Source organism: Methanosarcina subterranea (genome assembly GCF_055385895.1).
In genome coordinates this window covers 3268505-3288187 of the sequence record NZ_AP042426.1, presented here as the reverse complement: position 1 = coordinate 3288187, position 19683 = coordinate 3268505, and the positions used below count along the sequence as shown (strand labels likewise).

Sequence of the window (19683 nt, the reverse complement as noted above, 5' to 3'; positions counted from 1 at the left end):
AATAATAAAGAAAATCTACCCCTACCAACTTCAGGAAAAATATGTTTTTCCTGCCGGCGGTCTGCTGAAATCTTCCCTGAATAGGTGTGTTAAAGAAAACAGAAGAAAAACAGAAGAAAAACAGAAATTAAAAACCCGATTTTTTGCAGCTTTGGAAGGGACACTTTACAGGAGATACCGTTAAAGAAACTATTGAAAACATTAAAGAAGCGATTCAAGCCTGTCTGGAATTCCTTGAAGAAGATGAGTCGGAGAACCCTTTTTGAAGTTAAAATTTTGTGGGCTTAGCTTTTCAGGATCAAAAAATCTCTTCTTACAGTACAGGGCAAATCCATTTGGATTTGGTTAAGGTACAAAACTTCAAAAGTGTTATTTTTTATGTTATACATCTGAGATAATGTTGGAAAATCATTATATACGGATTCAAAGATGTGCATAAAATTCGTTAACTGAGTCCAATGAAGATTATTTATAGCATTCTAAGCAAAGATATAGGGGGGTAATTCTCTGGAGATATCAAAATTTAAAAGATTGCCAGGACATATTGCTATAATACCGGATGGTAACAGAAGATGGGCTCTATCTAAAGGCTTAGAAAAACATGAAGGATATGGCAATGGAATAATTCCAGGCTTGGAATTATATGATACATGCGTAAAAGTTGGAATAAAAGAAGTTACTTTTTTTGGATTTACTCAGGATAACACAAAAAGGCCTCAAGTTCAAAGAAAAGCATTTGTAGATGCTTGTATAAAATCAGTTCGAGAAATTTCTAAACGTGATGCTGAACTACTTGTAGTAGGCAATACTAATTCGGATATGTTTCCTAAAGAGTTACTTGCATATACAAAGAGAACTAAATTTGGGAAAGGTATAATAAGGATAAATTTTTTGGTAAATTATGGCTGGTATTGGGATTTAACGTATGCATTTGATAACTCTTCAGATAGTAAAAAAATAGTAGAAAACATTGCATCAGCAGAGATTCCAAGAATAGATTTACTTATTCGCTGGGGAGGAAGACATAGACTCAGTGGAATGCTTCCAGTTCAAACGGTATATTCAGACATGTATGTAGTCGATGAAATGTGGCCGGACTTTAAGCCAGAACACCTATTCAATGCACTAGAATTCTATCAAGAGCAGGATATCACATTAGGCGGGTAAAAATAGGTAGTCCTATATTATTTGATTAGTGCTATCTCAAAACACCCCTCCTAAATACTACATTTTTTTATTATTTACTTTTACAGTTATAGTAGACCTTTTTATACATGAAAACACAGCCATTCCTGCTCTAGAGACTTAGAGCCTATACGAAAAGTGTTGCAGTCTGCTGTAACTTTTACAATAGCTAAGATTTACAACCGGAACGTACACTTGATAGTATGGATTATAAATCTTGTAACTTTTACAACATGCCATGATTGGCTTTCACCGATCTTTTAAAATTGATTTTTTTCTTTTTGAGGATGTTTTTGAAATAAAATCTTTAACGATTATCTCCCCACCATCAAAGCCCATTTCCTTAATTTCACGAAAGTATCCTATCTGATCAATCGTTTATCCCATAAGACGGGAATACCCCTTCCTCAAACTCTGATCTTTGCGAAAAGTTTAGGGAGGGGTAGTTGACTCGCTTATTCATCCAAAAGAACAACAGGTTTGATCAGATCTCTTGGTTTTTCTTTCATAAGCATGAGAGCCTCTTCCATTTTGTCGAATCCTTCGAATACGTGGGTGACCATTTTTTCTGGTTTTATTCTTCCATAGGTACACAGGTCTGCCATTCTTTCCATTCTTAGACGACCTCCGGTTGTCAGGCCGCCACGTATGTCTTTGTGAGCCATACCCGATCCCCATTCAATACGTGGAATAGGAAGCGTGTCTCCGGTTCCGTAGTAGTTGACGTTTGATACCGTTCCTCCAGGTTTTACAATTTTGACTGCGTCTGAAATTGTGTTTTCATTTCCTCCTGCTATGATTACAGAGTCCACACCTTTTCCATTCGTCTTTTCAAGAATCTGTTCAACAAGTCCGCCGCCTCTGTAATCAATAATTTCAGATGCTCCGTATTCCAGAGCAAGATCAACACTGACTTTCCGGCTTCCTACTGCAATGAGCCTACCTGCACCAAGAATAGATGCACCTGCTACTGCCATCAGACCAACAGGACCAATTCCTATGACTGCAACTGTAGAGCCCGTTTTAATATTTGCCATTTCTGCACCCTGTATTCCAGTAGTTGCCATATCTGATAGCATGACAGCCTGTTCCAGGGGCATTCCTTTTGGAAGTAAAGCTAAATTCATGTCTGCATCATTTACATGGAAATATTCTGCAAAGACTCCACTTTTGAAGTTTGAAAACTTCCATCCGGAAAGCATTCCATTTGAGTGCATAGGCATTCCATCCTGCACCTCTATGGACCGCCAGTCGGGTGTAATTGCAGGGACAATTACTTTATCGCCTGGCTTGAAATCTTTGACTTCTGATCCGATTTCTTCTATAATACCTACAGCTTCATGTCCTAGAATCAAGTTTTTACGGTCTCCAAGCGCACCTTCCCAGACAGTATGAATATCTGATGTACATGGCGCGACCGCAATAGGTCTCACGATTGCATCATATGGTCCTGCCGAAGGCCTTTCAGCATCAATCCAGCCCACTTTTCCAATTTCAAGCATTGCAAATCCTTTCATATTATCACACCAGCCTTTTCAAAATAATTATTTTCCAATACTTTTACAGTAGCCCGCATTTTACAGCAACTACATTTTAACATATAGAAATTTTATTATTAGAGGGTTTCTATCTACCTCCGATTTTTCTCTTCGCGGGAATTTCAGGTTCACTCCAAAGTAGGTGTGAACCAACTTGTCCCGTATCCATGCCAGATCTTTCCACACAAATCAAAAGGGAATACTTTTTTACGTATTTCAGGTAGCTTCAGCTTCATTCAGGATATGTTTGCCTGTTTGGCTTCAGCGCATATTTCATAACCAGATCTACTTTGACACCCAGAGCATCCGAAAGAGAGTGTACAAAGTTTACAAATTCAAAAATAGTAGGGGTCTTGCTGAATTCAACGAGTATGTCCAGATCGCTTCCCGGCTCCTGCTCTCCCCTTACGTAGACCCAAAAATCCCAGATAACTGACATGATATTTTTCTTTAAGCTCAGGGAGCATTTCATGGAGTTTCAGGACATAGATTTCAGCTTCTTTTCGGTTTTCCGGCATTTTTTCAGGCTCTGTTCGGTTCCTTCGTGATTTATCCCGACTATGAAAGAAACCTCTTGTCAGATAATAGATGTAAATGCATGAAATTGTTATTAGTCAGAAAAGTATCGGTATCGGCAGTATTTTATGCAAGCCTATATCACAGGTTTTCTTTTATTCGTTCAATTCATTAGAAATATATTTTTCCTTCTGGCGGTCTGCTTAAATCTCCCCGAATACGTTTGTTAAGAAAAGAGAAATTGAGAATTCGTGATTTTCGTATCTTTAGAAGAAATGCTTTGCAAAACCAATCAGTTTTACTTTTCATTAATATATTTTCTTCAAGATTATTTTTGTATAAATTCAGAGGGAATATTAATCACACTTTTCATGGTATTTGGTTTTATTTCATCGCAAAGCTCTTTGAGTTTCAGAAAGGCGACTTTAAATTCTGGTCGCTGACGCCATGCTTGTAAACTTTCCAAATTCTTCCATGGACCAAAAGAAATGAACTGATTCTTTTGCTCCAAATCCTGTAACATTACAACACTAAGACTGCCCTTTTGATTATTAAGAGTCCAATTAGCAAAATCCGTCCAGGTTTTTAGAAAAGCTTCCTCTTTACCGGTTTTGACAGTCCACAATCCAACTGAGTAAACTATTCCTTCATCCATTATAATTTCTCCCCATCTCAAGTTATTTTTATTCATTTTATTTAATGTTTTGTCTTTTATAGAAAAAATTACTTTAAATCAGAATCAAGAGGCTGAAAACAAATAAATAAAATAATTATTAGTTATTCAGTTCAAATTAATGGGATCTTTTATTACTATGGGAGTGCAGAGGGTCACGAATACCCTGACCTTTAGGTCGGGGATGAAGTGAACCCTCGCTGGCTTTTTTGTATTCGCTTAAACTGTATCAATCATCGCTTCTTTGTAAAATGAGGTTTTTTGACACCATAGCCACAGGTGGTTCCAGCCACCTATGGCTAGGATGTGATAAGCGTTGGAACTACGCAGTTTTAGCCATGGCTATGGTCAGATTACCTACCACATCGTGTTGGTGCCTAAGTATCGATACAAGATATTCTACAATAAGCGAGTTAAAAAGGATTGCGAGTCTATATTCCACAATATTTGCACAGAGAAAGGCTACAAAATCCATGCTCTGGAAGTTGTAGATAATCATGTTCACCTGTTCTTGGAATTCCACCCAAGCACCTCTCTATCAGAGGTGGTTCAATACTTGAAAGGAGGCAGTTCTTACAGACTGTTCAAGCTTCATCCTGAACTGAGAACGCGATATTGGGGTGGAAGTCTATGGTCAAGTGGCAAATTCTATCGATCCGTTGGGAATGTAACTGCTGACACAATCAAGCATTATATTAAGGAGTCACAGGGAAAACCGAAAACAGAGGTTCAATCACATATATTAAAGTCTAGACAACGGAGAATTAACGAGTTCTAAGTACCAGAATAACCGGGCGTGCGGCCCATCAGCATACCCCATCTTTTACAGGCTGTCCGACAATTACTGTTAGTAATGAAATAAAATCGTCTGCTAGTAGATTGGAACTTTTTATGAGATTTGTTTTCTATTCATCTTGCTAAAATATTAGAGTGAAAGTTCCATTTATTTCTATTTTCCCTTCCAATGATCTTGTTTTTATTAGAGTAAATCCAGATTTTCCTTAAATTAACTGAGGTACAAACTAAATTAAATTCGTTCCTGACTGATTTCAATCCTCTGGTTAGAAATTCTCTAAACCCTAAATTCTCTTTATAATTTCCAATTACAGGTTCTACTACCTGCTTTCTTTGCCCATATATTTTTCTGAATTCTTCTGTTTCCATTTTGTCGGCTAATTGCTTTCTTTCTTTTGAAAATTCAGCTACTTTTAAGTGCCTGATTCCATCCATCCTTTTTGTACAATTTTTGCTAAATTCACATTTTTTGCATTCAGTTCCTTTATAAAGTCTGTATTTTCTCTTCCTTTTTTTCTCATAACCCTCATACAAAAACTTCAATCTTTGATTTTCAGGGCATATAAACTCATCATTTTCTTCATTATACTCAAAATTACCAATATCGAATCTGTTGTCTTCAACGTTTTCTGTTCTTTGTTTATCTACTTCTTTTTGCTCTGGAATATATACATCCAATTTTTTATCGTTCAAATAATGAATGTTATTTCCGCTATAGTATCCACTGTCTGCACATATCTTAGTACCTTCTTTTAAGAAACCACAATTTTCTTCAACAAGTTCGATCTGTGGTTTCAATTGATAAGTATCAGTTCTATCTTGACAGATATTATTTGCAACAATAAACCCCAGTCTATGGTCCACTGTTATTTGAGCATTATATGCCAGTTCAAATACTCCCTTTTTGTTTTTCATAAAACGAGATTCTTTATCAGTCAAGCTTACTTTCTCAATACTGTCCTTTTCAAACTCATTAAGTGCTTCCTTAACGATATCTTTAATCTCTTTTTTTCGGTCGTTAGAATTATCCTTATTTACTTGCTTTATGTACTTCGCAACTACAGCTTTTACCTTGTATCTTCCACTTTCATTTAATTGATCATACCCACGGCAGTTACCAAAATGTTCATCCTCAAGTTTGTCTACTTCAATACCTTTTTTTAATTCATTGTTGACATATTCTCCAACAACTCTCAAGACCTCTTCCAAAACCACATTATTTTTTGACGCAGAAGCTTTTACCATGGATCCGTCGGTGCTTAACTGCTCGAGACCTATTACTCCTAGATCTTTAGCTGCCTTAACTGTGTTTTTGAACAATTTAGTAATCAGTTTCTCATTTTCTTTTCTGAAGTCACTGATTGTTCTGAAATCAGGTTGTAGATTTTCAGCCAAATACATGTAAACTACATTTTCTCGAACATTGCGAGCTATCGCTCGCGATGATCGAACTCTATCAAGCATCGATTGAATCAAAATTTTACACATTATGCATGGATGATAAGCTGGGTGTCCAGAACCATCATACCTTGTTTCAAATTCACTGAAATCTATTTCATCTATAAAAGACTCAATCAAGTAGCAGATATGATCTGAAGGAATAAGATCTCGAATATCTGGAGGTAAAATCCAAATTTGATTCTTTGATGATTTGATAAACGCCATAAATCAAAATATTCTTTTGAGAATTATATAATTAGAATCATATTCTATATTGTGGACACTAATTACCCAAGGTAATTGTCGGACAGCCTGTTTAGGGTGGGGTGGCCGCACGCAATTTGATTTTAGAGGATTTTTGCAGAGCTTAAAAATTGACACTATACCTATCTTTTTCAGTTCATTTGAAATATATTTTTTCCTGCCGACGGTTTGCTTAAATCTACCCCGAATACGTTTGTTAAGATAAAGTTAAGAAAAGCGAAATTGAAAAACCCGTAATTTTGCAGCTTTATAAGGGGTACTTTACAGGGCCCCTTTAGATTGAGTGATTCTTTTTCTCTGGGAAGGGGTTGTTCTGATTCAAACGACATTTTTCAAGTGAGTTATGCATCAAAAAGCCGCCAGAAACTAAACAGCCGAATACGATATGAAAATCTTCTCTCATCACCAATTCGATTTAAGAGCTGACCCCAAAAATAAAAATTATTTATCAAATATCAAATTATAGACAATCAATCGAGCTTCGGATCATGAAGTGAGTCTGAAAACTCATTCCGGTGTAGTGGTAAAATTGATCTTGGGTAAACTCGATTACAAAAGAGGGCATTTATATAATAAAGTAAATAAATACTATATACAAATTGCCAATTTATAGTCGTACATAAATTGGCAATTTATATCTGGAAATTGGGGGTATAGATATGATAGAAATAACAAGCAGAGCTGCTGCGGAGCTTAAATCTTTGTTAGATACAGAAGGGATCTCGCAACCAGCGATACGGATATATATAACTGGATCAAGTGCGGATGTTCAATATGGATTAGCAGTTGCTGATGATACAAATGAGTATGATGTAATCACGGAGAATAATGGTATTAAAATTGTCATGTCACCAGACGTGGCGGCTGGCTTTTCTGATGGTAGCATTGATTTCGTGGCTGACAAAAAAGGTAAAAATTTCATAATACAAAATGCTGACTCTGGCACCTGTGACAATTGCGAAGAATGTAACATATGCGATGCAGAGTAACATTTTGAACAAGTTTCAATCAACACCCCGCAGCTTGCTGCGGGGATGAATAACTATCCGATAACTTTTGTTAACTCATCGCTTTACGTTTTTAGCTACACTCATATAGTTTATCCTAAACTCGAACAGTACCTCTTAACTTTCAAATCCTGAATAATCAATCAAGTTTCCTATTATGAACATGGTTCTGAAATTTTATTGATCTGAAGATTAAAACAGGTTTTGGGAAAAACTCTAAATATATTTTCCTTGCTGGCGACCTGCCTCAAGCTTACCATGTGAAAAAATATCCTGGAATCTGAGAGCCGTCTAATAACAAAGCTTTCATCAGGGTTGACAACACATTTTTACATAATAAATACATTCTACAAACCGCTCTTACAATCAAAATAACCTGATGCAAAAAGATAGGCAAATCCACACAAAAGAATAAGAGTTACTGCTTTTTCCGGAGATGTAAGGTAGTGTCTGAGGAAATTAAAAAGCAAATTGAAACCTTGATTTCTGAGTCCGATGAACTTATGGAATCTTTACGTAAGTTCTTCTATTCCGTACCAATTCAATACGACCCTTTCCTTGACATTGGGCCTTTTAGCGTATCCGACCTGCCTAAAATGTGGGATTACGACCTTGATATCTATACCAACCCCTATGAGGGAGAGCCAGCCCCTCTCCATTATAGATGGTTTAAATTGACTCACGATCAGTTTCTTGAACAGGAAGAAATATTTAGAAGATATATAAAATGGGAGTTATCTGTCAGAAACTTTATTGAGAGATTTTTGCCTGAAAAACTGACTGCTTTTGATGAAAAGTCTGAAATCATCCGAAAATGGATAGAAATGAACGAAAGGTTACCGTCAGATGACATTGCAGAAATGTTTTTTAGATTCAGAAAGCACTTCTTAAGCCAGCAAAATATTCTCTTCGGTTTACTTGAGCAAATTGAATAAAAAAACGTTTTATGAACCCGAATATGAGGGAGCTTTTCTAACATCGATGAATGTGAAAGGAAAGTTTTTTCTCCTTCATCGAATTCACTTTAAATATATTTTTCCTGCCGGCGGTTTGCTTAAACCTCTCCCAAACACACCTGGATAATTAAGAAATCGAAAACACGGCAACGTACAGTTGAAGAAGTAGCAGTTTCCAGCCGCTCATTTTTTCCTTTATCTGTTTAGAATGAAAGTAGAGTGACTTGAAAAGTACCTTCATTTCTTTTCGCCTTTAATTTTAATAATTTCATGTTTGTGTTTTAAAATATCACTATATTCTTATATTTTACTTGAGATTTTAGTATGGTGAATCTATCCAGAAACTAATATTGTGTTGAAATTATAGTATAGACTTATGTCATTCCATGAAATCGACGATATTCTATGAGAATCAATAGAACCCCTTGTTCCCCCCAAAAACCACATACCTGAAGACCTCATGCCGATCTAAGGAAGTTAATGAACAGAATTTTGTAGGCCAGGTCGAGAGTTCCTCAAAAGATTTTGAATTCATATCTTTGTAGCTATGATTGAAACCAGATTAAAGTAATTTCCACCCTCAGCTTCCATCATTCCTATATCTCTACGAGCAAAGTCATTATCACACATAAGCCAGTCTTTCCATGCTTCTTCAAAACAATTTAACTCTTTACACTCCTGAATAGTTACCAGATCGGAAGTTTTCCATAAATTATACCACCAGTCGCAGGAGTAAAGATTTATATCATCGACCCAGTACGGCTGCAATTCTGCCGGAACTCCATTCGTAAAATCCTTTTTCAATCCGGGAACTGCAACTGCAATTTGTCCTCCTTTTTTTACAAGCGGAGCAAAGTGGTTTGTCAGATAATCTTTTTCAGCCCCGAAAAAGTTATAGGCGTCTATACAGATAGCAACATCAAAAAATTCATTTGCAAACGGCAAATCGTGGGCTTCTGCGTGTATTGGTATTATTTTATCTTCCAGTCCCATTGACTTAATTCTCTCATAGTTATCTGTTGCACTTATCCAGAGATCAGTTGCAAAAACTGTGGCATCATATTCTTTTGCCAGGAAGATTGAGGTCAGCCCTCTCCCACAGCCAAGATCAAGTATTCTCATGCCTTTCTCAAGCTTCAAAGATTCGGACACTTCCTCAAGAATCTTCATTGAGCTTGGTCCCATCATATTTTCTTTAACAAAATCAAAATCATACTTGTTACTTTTTGTAAACATCATCTTGACCACTTTTCATTAATATATTCCATGCTTAGTTAATTTATTCCATATTATTTCATGAAGTTTGTTACTTATTATTCTTCTATAGATCGCGAGGCAACTTTGTCACATATCGTCCTTTTATTTGAACTAATATATTCGGTCAGTATAGCCTTTAACTTAACAACTTCACTTTCATATGCTTGAACAGTAGTCTTAATATCGTTCAGAAAGATAACCGTTTTACTCTACAATAAACTGAAAAGTAGTGAAAAGGTCAACTACCCCTTCCTGCCCGCTTATGCGGTCAAGGAAGGGGCTTGAAAAAGAGCCCTTGTTGACCAGATCGCTGATTGGAGATTAAGAAAATCGGTAACCGATGTGGAAAAATATATAGTTACCTTCAAATGTCGCCTCAGTTTGAAGCTCTAAGGATGCCGGCTAAAAGTCCTAAAGGGTTATGGACGGTGCTTGCATTTCAAAACTTTCCAACATCAGATCGAGAGGAAGTTGGATTCTGGTTTTGACTCCACAAAATCAGACACACATAACTCTTCGGAGGAAAACTATATGTTAGTTTTCGTAATCAATAAAGAAAATCGACCACTAATGCCTTGTAAACCTTCAAAAGCAAGAAAATTGTTGAAAGAAGGGAAAGCAAAGGTAATTAGAACAATACCATTCACGATTAAGCTACTTTTTGGTAGCAGTGGCTACACTCAACCTATAATTGCAGGAATGGATACAGGTTCTAAAGTAGTAGGTTGCTCTGCCATAGCTAATGGAAAAGTGTTGTATCAATCTGAAGTTTATCTTAGAGAAGATATATCAAAAAAGATGCAACAAAGAGCAATGTATAGGAGAACAAGAAGGAGTAGAAAGACAAGATACCGACCTGCAAGATTTGATAACAGAAGCAATTCTAGAAAGGAAGGAAGATTAGCTCCATCCTTACGGAGTAAGTTAGAATCACATTTCAGAGAGAAAAGGTTTGTAGAATCTATTCTTCCTATTTCTGAATGGAAAGTAGAACTTGCTTCTTTTGATATTCATAAAATAACTGATCCATGTGTTTTTGGTACTGGTTATCAAAATGGAAATCAAAAAGGGTTCTACAATGTTAAAGCATATGTATTATTCAGAGATGGATATACTTGCCAGCATTGTAAGGGTAAGTCAAAAGACCCTAAATTACACTGTCACCATATTGTATTCCGATCAGAAAAAGGTACAGATTCTCCTGATAATCTTATTTGTCTCTGCAATACCTGTCACGATGCTTTGCATCGAGGAAAATTTAAACTTTCTAACCGAAGATCAAAAACAAAACATCCTACTGAAGTTGGAATTATCAAATCTCAAATTAAGAAATCAGATTGGAATTTCATAGAAACTTTTGGATACGAAACGAAATTCAAAAGAGAACAAATCTTAGAGCTTCCAAAAACACATTATTTTGATGCTGTTTCAATATGCTGTAACGATCAAAAAGTGGAACTTGAAGATATTTTCTATCTTAAAAAACATGTTAGTAAAGGAGATTATCAGCAGAGAACAGGGAAAAGATCAGAAAAAATAATTCCTACTGGTAAATTGTTTGGGTTGAGAAAACTCGATCTTATTAAAACTGAACATGGAGCTGGTATTGTAAAGGGTAAAAGATCTACTGGTTATTTTGCTATAACTGATGTTATGGGAAACAAAATACATGATAGTGTTAATGTAAAACGAAATTGTGAACGATTGAGGGCTAGGACAACTACTCTAATTGAACAGAAAGTAGTTCCAGTAGAGTTGACGCATTCCTCTCCCACCTGTCGGGCTTCGCCCTCCGAGGAAGGGGTCTCCTGCTTATGAAGATGAATGAAAAATTACTTGCAAAAATTGGATTGAACAGGTATGAGAGTTCAGTTTACCTGACACTTCTAAAACAGGATTCTATGGAAGCAAGCAAATTATCACATGCATCGAAAGTCCCTATAGGAAAGATCTACGAGATTCTCAAAGCCCTCAAAAACTATGAGCTTGTCGAAATCCAGCCGTCACGCCCACAGAGATACCGGGCGGTTGATCCTAAAAGCGCATTTAAACTCATGTACAAAAGAAAAGAGGAAGAAACACTCAATGAGCTCAAAATGCTCAAGGAAGCATTTGATGAAATCGAAAGGGAACTTTGCAACGACAATTCACCACAAAATGTTGAAACTGTCTTCTGGCCTGACAGGTTTCGTAATAATGAACTAAATGAAATGGTGGATTCATTTTTTGAGAAGATCGAGCATGAAATATGTGTTGTAATTCATACTAAGTACAAGCCTGGAGGATCGGAGCTATATGATGCCTCGGTATCCACCTTTAGCAAAGCTTATTTGAGTTTAGTACAGCGTGGCATAAAAGTTAAAATTTTAGATCCTGGATCACAATTACTTCCATCATTAAAAGAGCTTATTGATTCAATAGAAGATATGTCATTTAAACGCTATATTAAGGATCTGATGGAAGTAAGAATTTTAGAAACCGAATACAATTTTACAATCATTGATTCTAAGATAACTCTGATCGATATTGAAGACCAGTTCAATATGAGTAGAAACTTCGGTATGACAGGAATATATGATGAATCATATGCAAAGCGATTCAAGACAAAATTTGATGAACTTTGGGCAAAGGGTGAATTGTTTCTCTAACTTGACTTGCAAAGATATCAGTAAATTTTAATTTTTCTATTAGTCTTCGCCTCTTTTTCCTGAAAATGAAAGTAAATTACTTGAAATTGAATGAAAGTTCGTCTTCTCTATTCAGTTAAGTTTATATATTTTTCCTGTCGGCGGTCTGCTTAAATCTCTCCCGAATACGTTTGTTAAGAAAAGGCTCAAAAAGTGAAATTGAAAACTCGTGATTTTTTCAGCTTTAGAAGGGGCACTTTGCAGGGCTTTTTTAGATTAAGCGATTCTTTTCTTCTGGAGAAGGTTTTCTGATTCAAGCGATATTTTTCAAATGTTATAATTTCATGAAATATCCGAATATCAGATCCTTTCACCCATACAAATATTAAGCAAAAAGCCTTATAATCGGTCTATGCGGTTCAAAATTATCCTTGAGGAAGACGAAGAAGTTGGGGGATTTATTGCCAGCTGCCCCGGTTTGTCAGGTTGTTTTTCACAGGGAGATACTGTAGAAGAAACTATTGAAAACATTAAGGAAGCAATTCAGGCCTGCCTGGAATCCCTCGAAGGAGATGAACTGCATAATTCCTTTGAAGCAAATTTTCTGTAAATTCAGCTTTGCGGAATCAAATCAATCTTTTCTGACATTAGTAAAGCAACCCTAAAGACTGTTTTCGTTAATTTCTCCGTAATCTCTTTCCTGTTTTGAGAGGAAAATAGAGAACAGAGGGAAATAAAGAAGTATCGAATTAACAGATATATTTAAGATAGGACAAACAAAATGATAACCAGGTGGTACTCTTGGGAGATGCTATTGAGTATGTAAAAGTCCCCAGAAAAGTCTTTGAGCCTATCAGTGACATGGTAAAAGCAGGCCTGTATAAAGACGAACATGAGGCCTTGAAGAGGCTTGTTCACGACCAGGCTGAACAAAAGATAGATTACTACGGCAAAAAAATAGCTGAAATGGAACAGAAGTATGGAATGGACTTTTCTGCTTTTGAAAAAAGAATTCATTTGAGAGAAGGGGAAGAAGATTTTGAGGAATGGGATGATTTCATTCTCTGGGAAAGCTATGTCACAGCGTCAAGGTACTGGGAACAGTTTTTATGACAATAAGCAAAACTGTTTCTGCTCTTTCTTCCAGCGAGATTGTTCTGGAATTAAAAGTTATCAAAGCAATCTTTGAACCGCCTGTCCAGGCCCTGAAAGCTACAGTGACTCTCAAAGGTGGTTATACATTGCAGATTAATGAAAGCTCGGGACCAGACTTTAGACGATACTCCTACCACCTTCAAAAAAGGGATGAAATGGTAAAACGCTGGGATAATTCTCCTCACTGGAAAGATCTTAAAACGTTTCCTTACCATGTCCATCAGGGAAATGATATGGAGCCAAAAGAGTCTTCCGAAATCTTTATAGAAGACATCCTTCGTGAAGTGGAAAAATTGCTGAGTTCAGGCATGTGAAGCAACTGATTTTCATCTTTCCAAGTAAACCAAAATTAAAAATTGAGAGCTAATCATGCACCGTTTCCTCGTTGTAATCGAAAAAACAAACAAGAACTATTCAGCATATTCACCTGATCTTCCGGGCTGTGTGGCTACAGGTTCCACGCGAGAGGAAGTAGAGAAAAATATCTATGAAGCCATTGAAATGCACGTACAGGGACTGCTTGAGGACAATTTACCTATTCCAGAATCAGAATCCTTTGCCGAGTATGTGGCTATTGCTGAAAAACCCTCTACCGGTTCTGAAATTGTGTAAATTGTACAAAATTCGGTACTAATCACTTTTTAATTCATTCGAAATATATTTTTCCTACCGGCAGTCTGCCTAAATGTTCTCCGAATACGTTTGTTAAGAAAAAATTGGGAAAAGAGAACAAAAACCCGTGATTTTTGCAGCTTTATAGGGGGCACTTTACAGGGCTTCTTTAGATTAAGCGCTGCTTTCCTCTGGGAGGGATTTTTCGGATTCACATTTCATCCAGTATGCGTTTGATATCAGGTTTTGCTTCTGGAATACCTTCTTTAACGGATAACCAGACTACCTTCAGATTTACTCCAAAATAAGCGTGAACCAACTTGTCCCGTATGCCTGCAAGGTCTTTCCAGGGTACGGATGGATATTTTTCGCGCACTTCATAAGAGATATTCTTTGTAGCTTCTCCAATAATTTCCAGAGCCCTTATTACTGCAAACTGGGTTTTACGGTCGGCAGCAAAATCTTCGTATGTCCAGCCACTAACAAATTCTTCTGCTGCTTCCATTGCATCACAGATATCCTGGACATAGTCTTTTGCTTCGCGAATTTCAATCCCTCTTCAGACAGCTTCAACTTCGTTCAGGATATGTTTGCCTATATTCGGCTTCAACGCATCTTTCATAACCAGATCTACCTTAACGCCCAGAGCCTCCGAAAGGTAGTTTTCAAGGTTGACAAATTTAAAAATAGTAGGGGTTCTGGAAAACTCAACAAGTACGTCCAGGTCACTTTCGGGTTTCTGTTCTCCCCTTACGTAGGACCCAAAAACTCCCAGGTAACTAACGTGGTATTTTTCTTTAAGCTGCGGGAACATTTCATGGAGTTTCCGGATATAGATTTCAGCTTCTTTTCGGTTTTCCAGCATTTTTTCAGGCTCTATCTGATCCTTTTGATATGTTATAGTATTCTGCGGTTGTAGTATTTATAATTACTAAAAAGGAAGGGCGAAATTTCCTGTCCTGTTGTTTGATTCATTTGAAATATATTTTTCCTGTAGGCGGTCTGCTAAAATCACCCCCGAACACGTTTGTTAAGATAATATTAAGAAAAACGAAATTAAAAACCAGTGATTTTTGCATTTTTAGAAAGAGACTTTTTCTTCTTCAGTCAACAACAGTAAACCAAAACTTAATCATTCGATCCACAGAATATATATAAGATTTAAACAGCATAAAACTAAATATACCACATTCGGAAAGGTGTAATCATGCTTATCCAGTACATCCACGCGGCTCTTGAAAGGGCAAAATATGAAATAATCGATGACGAAGAACCTTATTATGGAGAAGTCCCCGAACTTGAGGGTGTATGGGCTACGGGAAAGAATCTTGAAGAATGTCGCAGAAAACTGGAAGAAGTTATCGATGAATGGATCGCTTTCAGGTTAAGAAATGGATTTCACCTCCCTGGATTTCGCAAGTTTTTGAATTAAATTTAAATATCCATGAAGGTAGGGTGACAATTGCAGGTCATAGTGGAGATGATCTTGCTCTAGGAACATTGAACAGCATATTAAAACAAGCTCAATTAAAAAGAGAGGACTAAATCATGCACCGTTTCCTCGTTGTAATCGAAAAAGCAAATAATAACTATTCGGCATATTCGCCTGACCTTCCAGGCTGTGTGGCTACCGGTTCCACCCGAGAGGAGGCAGAGAAAAATATCTATGAAGCCATTGAAATGCACGTTCAGGGGTTGCTGGAGGACAATTTACCTATTCCGGAATCAGAATCCTTTGCCGAGTATGTGGCGATTGCTGAAAAACCCTCTACCAGTTCTGAAGTTGTGTAAATTGCATAAAATGGATATCAATTATGTTTTAATTCATTTGAAATATATTTTTTCCTGCCGGCGGTCTGCTTAAATCCACCCCGAGTAGGTTTGTTAAGATAAAGTTAAGAAAAGAGAACCAAAAACCCTTGATTTTTGCAGCTTTAGAAGGGGCACTTTGCAGGGCTTCTTTAGATTAAGCGATTATTTTTCCTCGCGGGGGATTTTTCTTATTCAAGCGACATTTTTCAGAGGAATATGATTTAAGAAATCATCAGAAAACTGGACCGCCGAATAAGAAATGAAAAATCTTGCGTATAATTTTTGGTTTTATGGTTTTATTGTACTACTTACTTTCTACCATTGCTTTTCCATTTCTCTAGTTCTTCTCTTGCCCTTGCTTTAGAGCCGTATTTTTGTAGAAATCTATAATACTGCGTTTTATCTGTCGCTTGTTTTTTAAATTTGTTTAATTCTTCCTGTTCTCTCTGTTGCTTCAGTTCATCGATTATAGATAGTGATTTAGGTTGAGACCCCATTGATCGATTCGTAAATTTTTCTTGTTGCCTAATTTGCCTCGCCTTTGCTATATGATCCAAATAACCTTTGTTTTCACCACATTCTGTACGATCAATTCCAATAACTGATGAATGAATGTTAGCAAAATAATATTCGTTATATTTCCGGAGATCAACGAATGAACAATTTCCTGTTTCTGGAGTGCCTTTTGATGATTTTATTATTGTAGGTGTTTTACAATGACAGAAAGGACAATAAAAATCTCCAGCCAAATACGTACTTCCATAATTCCACCAACACATTATTGTTTTAACATCAAAATCTGGCTTTTCTTTTCCGCAAATATCACATATCAATATTCTATCTGACATCGTAATACACCAACGAACTTGATTTTGTATATTTTGCGCTCCTAATCTGCCACCCTATAAATACACCGGATGTCAATATTAAAATTATTTGTATTGCCTGATCAGTTGAAACTAAACTCATGTGAATATTCATCTAAGGTTTGAAAACTTATTTTTAAAGATCTGAGGTTTTACCAAAATTGATAATAATGCTTTAAATGCAAAAAAATGGCCTTCAATTGCTTATTTGGTCAAAAAATTACGTTTAGTGCCTTTAAAATAGCACAGTTAAATGCTGCTGAATACAGAATCCAGTAATGAGAACCTAATTAATGTTATATATGCTTAAAAAATTAGCATTTAATATAATCTTTTTCTACAAATCGCATACAATTATAAATATTAATTATGTATTGAAAATTCAAATAGGGCTTTTTTTCTCTATTATATGATTAAAAATCTCTCTAATTAAAATTACTGATATAATATTACATTAAATTGATTTTAAACCGCTTTAAATAAATTTTTTTACAAAATAGACATTATAATCAAATATTATTGAAAAATAAGGAATTTTATGGAAAATAGTAAAACCTCATCTAAGTTTTGTTAAGACTTTTAAGGTATTGACATAAAGAATAAGTTTGTGATATGCAGGAGCAAGATTAACTGTTTAACTTTTTATGTCTTAAATATCAGATCTTTTTGAAGACTTCTCATTATCAAAATCAAAAAGTTTCTGACACAAGGAAAGTTTATCACCAGTATCATTTAGTTTTGTTTGCATCTTAGAATACGCTTGATATAATTTTATGACATCTAAAGGCTTAAGGATAGTATTACCACTAGCATCTACTTCAGTTTCAAAAAGATTTTTAGAATCAAGTATAATATATTGATTTTTAGAATTTAGCATCGTAAAATTTCTTACGATTTCTAATATTTCGATTAAAAGATCTTTTTCATTTCTTTCGGATTTTGATATATGTTCATCGTCGACAGAAGGTAGATTGCTTAATTTTTCTTCTAGTTTAGGCCACCAAAGATTAAATGTTTCATCTAAAAAATGTTTGTCCAAAGGAGTTTCTTTAACAGCTCTATTAATAGATTCAACAATTTTCAGTGTTCCTTCTTTATTTGCTTTCACCAGTTGAAATCTGCTAAGGAATAACAAATATATAATTTAAAGTATTTTTATTGTCATATAATATTGATTAAAATCTGTTAGAAATGACAAGGAATTTACTTTAATGCTGCACACAAAATATTCTGAAAAAATTGAAAAACAGATGAAAGCGTTTTATAACACTTTAAATGAGAAAGATCGAAGAAGATATGCAGCCATAGAAGCAATGAAATTAGGACATGGGGGACAAAACTACATAAGTAGTGTTCTAGGCTGTCATTTTCAAACTGTTATGGCTGGAATTAATGAAATCACTAATGGTATAGAAAAACCAGGTAACAGGATTCGAAAGTCTGGCGGAGGAAAAAAGAAAATCATCGATACATTTGAGAATATTGATGAAGTTTTCTTTGACATTCTAAAACATCATACGGCTGGAAGCCCTACGGATAAAGAAATAAAATGGACGAATCTGAGTCTCAAGGGCATTTCAAAGGCTTTTGAAGCAAAAGGCATGAACATAAGTCCACATGTAGTAAAGCAGCTCTTAAAGAAACATGGTTTTGTAAAGAGAAAAATGCAAAAATCTGTCACTATGAAAGACTGTAAAGGCAGAAATGAGCAGTTTGAGAAGATTAACAAGCTCAAAGAAGAGTACGTAAAAAGCGAGAATCCGATAATCAGTATAGACGTAAAAAAAGAAGTCATCGGTAATTTCTACCGTGACGGTAAAATCTACTGTACCCAGACAGTAAAGGTATATGACCACGATTTCAATACATTTTCAGATGGTTTTGTAATTCCACATGGTATTTATGACCTGAAACGTAACGAAGGATACATCACTTTAGGAACCAGTAAAGATACAAGTGAGTTTTGTTGTGACTGCATTAAATACTGGTGGGAAAAATACGGTAAGGAAAACTATCCTAAGGCAAATAGCATTTTAACCTTAGCAGATGGTGGTGGAAGCAACTCAAGCAGGCATTATATTTTCAAGGAAGATCTGCAAAAGCTGGTAAATGAAATTGGGATTGAAATCAGAATGGCTCACTATCCACCATATACTTCGAAATACAATCCAATAGAACACAGGTTATTCTGTCATGTTACAAGTGCCTGCAAAGGTACTGTTTTCAGCACTATTGATGTTGTTAAAAGCCTTGTTGATAGGACGTATACATGCACAGGATTGAATGTGTTTTCAACCATCAAAAATAAAGTTTATGCTACGGGAAGAAAAGTAAGTGAAAACTTTAAGGAAAAAATGAAAATTGTCTTTGATGATTATTTGGGAAAATGGAATTATACAGCTATTCCAGAAGTTAAAACTTGAAGTTATTTTTCAATCATTCCTAAGAGGAGGAGCGACGTCTTTTGGTTCGAGGTCAATTAGATAAGGACAAACTAAAGTTTTATCTTTGATCTTACAAGACAATGCTCCAGCTTCAAAGTTTATCCATGGAGCCTGTAAATTTTCGGGAGTTAAGCAAATGATTCCAAAGTTTAATTCCCCTAATTTTTCATTGATTTCTTTATCCCAATCTTCTCCTGCAAAAATATCTGTTGTAGAAATCCAAGGTCTAGCTGACTGAATTACATAAGGTATCCATTCTCTGAGTGCTTCTGCTACAAATTTACTTCTTTCACCAGACCAACTTATGAAAATACGCATGATTCTTTCCCACCAATGTGATTGAACTCAAGTTTCAGAATTGAATTTGTTGTTAATTTTGAAAGAGATGTGAATTTAAATAGTTTATTATTTTAGGAGATATCTACGACTCTATACTAATTGTGAAACAATCAAAGCCCTCGTAAAAGCCGCAGCAACAACAGCCACATACTGCTACTAATCATAATTTTTTGGGAAACAGGTTCCAAATTCTAAGG

The 19683-nt window shown here is 35.8% G+C and carries 25 protein-coding genes; 15 read left to right on the top strand and 10 right to left on the bottom strand.

Annotated features, from left to right (window positions below):
- Window positions 1-143: 143 nt before the first annotated feature.
- Together ACZ5A8_RS14280 and ACZ5A8_RS14275 are read left to right on the top strand one after the other, a co-directional pair.
- Window positions 144-266 carry a type II toxin-antitoxin system HicB family antitoxin gene (locus tag ACZ5A8_RS14280; protein ID WP_464529852.1) on the top strand — a complete coding sequence of 41 codons (123 nt, stop codon included), beginning with the start codon at window positions 144-146 and terminating at the stop codon, window positions 264-266.
- Window positions 267-531: 265 nt separating this feature from the next.
- Window positions 532-1167, top strand: coding sequence for an undecaprenyl diphosphate synthase family protein (locus ACZ5A8_RS14275; RefSeq protein ID WP_464529850.1), 636 nt, complete (start codon window positions 532-534; stop codon window positions 1165-1167).
- A 473-nt stretch (window positions 1168-1640) separates the two neighbouring features.
- Here the strand turns inward: ACZ5A8_RS14275 and ACZ5A8_RS14270 are convergent, their stop codons facing one another.
- From ACZ5A8_RS14270 to ACZ5A8_RS14260, 3 genes are all read right to left on the bottom strand, one after another.
- Window positions 1641-2702, bottom strand: coding sequence for an NAD(P)-dependent alcohol dehydrogenase (locus ACZ5A8_RS14270; protein ID WP_464529848.1), 1062 nt, complete (start codon window positions 2700-2702; stop codon window positions 1641-1643).
- 253 nt (window positions 2703-2955) lie between these two features.
- On the bottom strand, window positions 2956-3195 hold the full coding sequence (locus ACZ5A8_RS14265) for a nucleotidyltransferase family protein (protein WP_464529847.1): 240 nt from the start codon (window positions 3193-3195) through the stop codon (window positions 2956-2958).
- A gap of 372 nt (window positions 3196-3567) precedes the next feature.
- Entirely contained in the window at window positions 3568-3894 is a 327-nt protein-coding gene (locus ACZ5A8_RS14260) for an antibiotic biosynthesis monooxygenase family protein (RefSeq protein ID WP_464529845.1), read from the bottom strand.
- Between the two features lie 334 nt (window positions 3895-4228).
- Between ACZ5A8_RS14260 and tnpA the strand changes: the two genes are divergently transcribed.
- A complete protein-coding gene (gene tnpA, locus ACZ5A8_RS14255) occupies window positions 4229-4690 on the top strand; it encodes an IS200/IS605 family transposase (RefSeq protein WP_464529077.1) in 462 nt (153 codons plus the stop codon).
- 131 nt (window positions 4691-4821) lie between these two features.
- On the opposite strand, the gene ACZ5A8_RS14250 is transcribed toward tnpA, so the two are convergent.
- Entirely contained in the window at window positions 4822-6372 is a 1551-nt protein-coding gene (locus ACZ5A8_RS14250) for an IS1182 family transposase (RefSeq protein WP_464529075.1), read from the bottom strand.
- Between the two features lie 698 nt (window positions 6373-7070).
- On the opposite strand from ACZ5A8_RS14250, the gene ACZ5A8_RS14245 reads away from it, so the two are divergent.
- Window positions 7071-7400 carry a HesB/IscA family protein gene (locus tag ACZ5A8_RS14245; RefSeq protein ID WP_464529844.1) on the top strand — a complete coding sequence of 110 codons (330 nt, stop codon included), beginning with the start codon at window positions 7071-7073 and terminating at the stop codon, window positions 7398-7400.
- Window positions 7401-7864: 464 nt separating this feature from the next.
- Window positions 7865-8353: a hypothetical protein gene (locus tag ACZ5A8_RS14240; RefSeq protein ID WP_464529843.1), complete on the top strand. Its 489-nt coding sequence runs from the start codon at window positions 7865-7867 to the stop codon at window positions 8351-8353.
- A gap of 552 nt (window positions 8354-8905) precedes the next feature.
- Here ACZ5A8_RS14240 and ACZ5A8_RS14235 read toward each other — a convergent pair.
- A complete protein-coding gene (locus ACZ5A8_RS14235) occupies window positions 8906-9613 on the bottom strand; it encodes an SAM-dependent methyltransferase (protein ID WP_464534146.1) in 708 nt (235 codons plus the stop codon).
- A 549-nt stretch (window positions 9614-10162) separates the two neighbouring features.
- On the opposite strand from ACZ5A8_RS14235, the gene iscB reads away from it, so the two are divergent.
- From iscB to ACZ5A8_RS14205, 6 genes are all read left to right on the top strand, one after another.
- A complete protein-coding gene (iscB, locus tag ACZ5A8_RS14230; RefSeq protein WP_322225669.1) occupies window positions 10163-11449 on the top strand; it encodes an RNA-guided endonuclease IscB in 1287 nt (428 codons plus the stop codon).
- Window positions 11446-12279 (top strand): TrmB family transcriptional regulator, encoded by an 834-nt coding sequence (locus tag ACZ5A8_RS14225; RefSeq protein WP_464529841.1) that lies wholly within the window; start codon window positions 11446-11448, stop codon window positions 12277-12279. The genes iscB and ACZ5A8_RS14225 overlap by 4 nt, the downstream gene beginning before the upstream one ends.
- Before the next feature lie 391 nt (window positions 12280-12670).
- Window positions 12671-12868, top strand: coding sequence for a type II toxin-antitoxin system HicB family antitoxin (locus tag ACZ5A8_RS14220; RefSeq protein ID WP_464529839.1), 198 nt, complete (start codon window positions 12671-12673; stop codon window positions 12866-12868).
- A 182-nt stretch (window positions 12869-13050) separates the two neighbouring features.
- Complete coding sequence (locus ACZ5A8_RS14215) at window positions 13051-13371, top strand: hypothetical protein (RefSeq protein WP_464529837.1); 321 nt, start codon at window positions 13051-13053, stop codon at window positions 13369-13371.
- A complete protein-coding gene (locus tag ACZ5A8_RS14210; RefSeq protein ID WP_464529835.1) occupies window positions 13368-13727 on the top strand; it encodes a toxin-antitoxin system TumE family protein in 360 nt (119 codons plus the stop codon). The genes ACZ5A8_RS14215 and ACZ5A8_RS14210 overlap by 4 nt, the downstream gene beginning before the upstream one ends.
- A 55-nt stretch (window positions 13728-13782) precedes the next feature.
- Window positions 13783-14025 (top strand): type II toxin-antitoxin system HicB family antitoxin, encoded by a 243-nt coding sequence (locus ACZ5A8_RS14205; protein WP_464529833.1) that lies wholly within the window; start codon window positions 13783-13785, stop codon window positions 14023-14025.
- 211 nt (window positions 14026-14236) lie between these two features.
- On the opposite strand, the gene ACZ5A8_RS14200 is transcribed toward ACZ5A8_RS14205, so the two are convergent.
- Together ACZ5A8_RS14200 and ACZ5A8_RS14195 are read right to left on the bottom strand one after the other, a co-directional pair.
- Window positions 14237-14530: a HepT-like ribonuclease domain-containing protein gene (locus ACZ5A8_RS14200; RefSeq protein WP_464529832.1), complete on the bottom strand. Its 294-nt coding sequence runs from the start codon at window positions 14528-14530 to the stop codon at window positions 14237-14239.
- Window positions 14531-14584: 54 nt separating this feature from the next.
- Window positions 14585-14890: a nucleotidyltransferase family protein gene (locus ACZ5A8_RS14195; protein WP_464529830.1), complete on the bottom strand. Its 306-nt coding sequence runs from the start codon at window positions 14888-14890 to the stop codon at window positions 14585-14587.
- 342 nt (window positions 14891-15232) lie between these two features.
- On the opposite strand from ACZ5A8_RS14195, the gene ACZ5A8_RS14190 reads away from it, so the two are divergent.
- From ACZ5A8_RS14190 to ACZ5A8_RS14180, 3 genes are read left to right on the top strand one after another with little or no spacing between them, the layout of a single operon-like run.
- Window positions 15233-15457, top strand: a complete 225-nt coding sequence (locus ACZ5A8_RS14190) for a type II toxin-antitoxin system HicB family antitoxin (RefSeq protein ID WP_464529828.1) — start codon at window positions 15233-15235, stop codon at window positions 15455-15457.
- A complete protein-coding gene (locus tag ACZ5A8_RS14185; protein ID WP_464529826.1) occupies window positions 15394-15570 on the top strand; it encodes a type II toxin-antitoxin system HicA family toxin in 177 nt (58 codons plus the stop codon). Before ACZ5A8_RS14190 ends, ACZ5A8_RS14185 begins: the two co-directional genes overlap by 64 nt.
- A 3-nt stretch (window positions 15571-15573) precedes the next feature.
- A complete protein-coding gene (locus ACZ5A8_RS14180) occupies window positions 15574-15816 on the top strand; it encodes a type II toxin-antitoxin system HicB family antitoxin (protein WP_464529824.1) in 243 nt (80 codons plus the stop codon).
- 329 nt (window positions 15817-16145) lie between these two features.
- On the opposite strand, the gene ACZ5A8_RS14175 is transcribed toward ACZ5A8_RS14180, so the two are convergent.
- A complete protein-coding gene (locus tag ACZ5A8_RS14175) occupies window positions 16146-16685 on the bottom strand; it encodes a hypothetical protein (protein ID WP_464529822.1) in 540 nt (179 codons plus the stop codon).
- A gap of 667 nt (window positions 16686-17352) precedes the next feature.
- Complete coding sequence (locus tag ACZ5A8_RS14170; protein ID WP_464529819.1) at window positions 17353-17811, bottom strand: hypothetical protein; 459 nt, start codon at window positions 17809-17811, stop codon at window positions 17353-17355.
- A 103-nt stretch (window positions 17812-17914) separates the two neighbouring features.
- Between ACZ5A8_RS14170 and ACZ5A8_RS14165 the strand changes: the two genes are divergently transcribed.
- Window positions 17915-19126 (top strand): ISAzo13 family transposase, encoded by a 1212-nt coding sequence (locus ACZ5A8_RS14165; RefSeq protein WP_464529477.1) that lies wholly within the window; start codon window positions 17915-17917, stop codon window positions 19124-19126.
- A 9-nt stretch (window positions 19127-19135) separates the two neighbouring features.
- Here ACZ5A8_RS14165 and ACZ5A8_RS14160 read toward each other — a convergent pair whose 3' ends face one another.
- Window positions 19136-19465 (bottom strand): toll/interleukin-1 receptor domain-containing protein, encoded by a 330-nt coding sequence (locus ACZ5A8_RS14160; RefSeq protein WP_464529817.1) that lies wholly within the window; start codon window positions 19463-19465, stop codon window positions 19136-19138.
- Between the last annotated feature and the right edge of the window lie 218 nt (window positions 19466-19683).